Origin of the sequence: methanotrophic endosymbiont of Bathymodiolus puteoserpentis (Logatchev), from assembly GCF_900128525.1 — a bacterium.
Taxonomy (GTDB): Bacteria; Pseudomonadota; Gammaproteobacteria; order Methylococcales; family Methylomonadaceae; genus Methyloprofundus.
Map to the genome: position 1 here is coordinate 1 of NZ_FQTQ01000123.1, position 2064 is coordinate 2064.

3 protein-coding genes are annotated in these 2064 nt (G+C 32.5%); all 3 read left to right on the top strand.

Translation table 11 applies throughout. The features are described from left to right. The coding region (locus BQ7314_RS09755; RefSeq protein WP_425356644.1) for a hypothetical protein at window positions 1-310 on the top strand (310 nt) is incomplete at its 5' end. Between the two features lie 185 nt (window positions 311-495). Next, complete coding sequence (cas7fv, locus tag BQ7314_RS09760) at window positions 496-1455, top strand: type I-Fv CRISPR-associated protein Cas7fv (RefSeq protein WP_139682926.1); 960 nt, start codon at window positions 496-498, stop codon at window positions 1453-1455. Between the two features lie 12 nt (window positions 1456-1467). Then, window positions 1468-2064, top strand: a 597-nt coding sequence (gene cas5fv / locus BQ7314_RS09765) for a type I-Fv CRISPR-associated protein Cas5fv (protein ID WP_245394967.1), incomplete at its 3' end; no start/stop codon positions are given.

Here is a 2064-nt window from a genome sequence, read left to right on the forward strand (position 1 = left end):
AACTTTGGGTGTTAATGAGATTTCAAATTATGATGAAGATGAGAGTGCTTTGAAGTTTATGGGTAAAAAGCATCACAATATCAAAGTAGATGATAATCAAAAATACGGCGTTACCGAGACGACAAGGCTTAAAACAAGATTGTATCTTAAAAATTCAAGAGACCCTGAAACACCTATTTATGTGAGTTATACACCAAATGATTTGGATATAGTAAAAACAGAGGCAAGCGACGAGGCAATTTATTATTTAAAAGGCATCAATCAAGCTATTGGCGTTATGTCTATTTCAAAATTACAAGACAATGAGTGATAAAGCGCCGCCTATGTGGCGGTAAATGACAAAATTAATTTAATTTTTCCAAGCTGCTTATGTAACAGAAAGATAATTTTAAGCAATTTTTCATGATATTGTTTTAATAATTTGACAAAATTAATTTAATTGGTATAAAATAATAATCGTGTTCATTTGAAAGCACATAATTTAGGAGAAAAAATATGAAAAATATAGAAGGTATAAAAAGCGTTGATTTTGAAATTACCGCATTAGGGCATGGTGTTGTAAATTGGAATGGACCAACTCAACTAAGCAATGAAGGAAAAGTGGTGGACAATCACACCTTGCCAAAGTTACGAGGTTATACCAACCTTACGGGACGAATCAAAGAAGAAACGGGTTACAAATATAAAAAAGAAGCAACAGATATGGATTTTACAAAAACTCCGTTATATATTAGTCAAAATTGCATTCGCCATCATTTGTTTAGAGATCAGGCGTTTGATTTACACTTTGCTAAAGAAAAAGACTTAACCCCTGTTCTCGCTTCAATTACAGGTTTAATGCGTGGTTTTGTGGTGCCATCTAGCCAGTGTAAAAGAACCAGTCCGCTTTTGATTGAAGATTTTGTTGATGAATTGGGCAATGGTAATTTTGATCAATTTGGACAAGCGGGAGAGCGAGACAGTTCTTCATTTTTCTCAAAAACCACTTTTGGCGACACAAAATATACGGCTTATGGTTCAATCAGTATTGAGCAATTGCAATTTATTTCGCTGGATAATAAATTTGATCGTGCGGCTATGATTATCAAAGAGGATCAAGGTGAAAAGGTGGCAGAGCAAGTGCAAGAATTTATTCAAAGAATTAAAGAACAACAACAATTAAAGGATTTAAATCCTAAAGCGGTTTTTCATCCAAACTATGTGCGTGGTGGTACAATTTTTGAAGAAGGTGAACAGGGTATTTTATTAAACCAAGATGCGATTCAAATTTTAGTTAATGAAACTTTGGAAATGTTGAAAAATTTAAACATTCGTCAAGCTAAAGGTTATATGTATGTAGATAAGTTAGAGGTGGATTATAACGATAGTACTAAAATGATGAGAGTTAAAAGAGGTGATAGTACCAATCCTGAAAAAGATAAAGAATTTGCTATTTATTTTTACGCTAAAGATTAATCAGGAGAGTTTATGAGAATTACCATAGAATATGATTCTTGTTGGCGCAATTCATTTTTGGATGGCAACAACAATGAACCACTTCCAAAGAAAGGTAGAAAATATATCGCCTCTATTACCAGCCTTAAAAATGATAAAAACTTCATTAAGAGGGGGGTGAGCAAAGATACGGTAATGGGTGTGTTAAATCGTTTGATTGGCGACCAAAGAAAGTTGTATCAATCAAGGCAAGGTAAAAATTATTATTTTGCCGATATTGAGGCAAAAGTTGATTTTAATGATAAAAATCCGCAACTCACACAAGAAATGACATATCTTAGAAATATATCAGGCAGCACTGATCAAAACTCTTTTACAGGAGCAATCAAGTCAAACGATGCTATGTTTAATTCAGATTATTCATCAGAATTTTGGGGTATTTTGGCGTTAAATATTGATGAATTGATTAATTTTATTGTGAATGATAAATTGATAGTAAAGGCGATAACCCTTAATCCAATTTCTGTAATATTTAAATTAGAGTCTTTAAACAAAGAAAAGTCACTTGCTAGAAATTCTGATTTAGAGGAAGTACTTAATGTGTTTACAGAAAAATTTGGCGATATAAAA

Bases quoted from the DNA above. Each gene is read 5' to 3' on its own strand.
- cas7fv (WP_139682926.1), top strand. From the start codon at position 496: ATGAAAAATATAGAAGGTATAAAAAGCGTTGATTTTGAAATTACCGCA.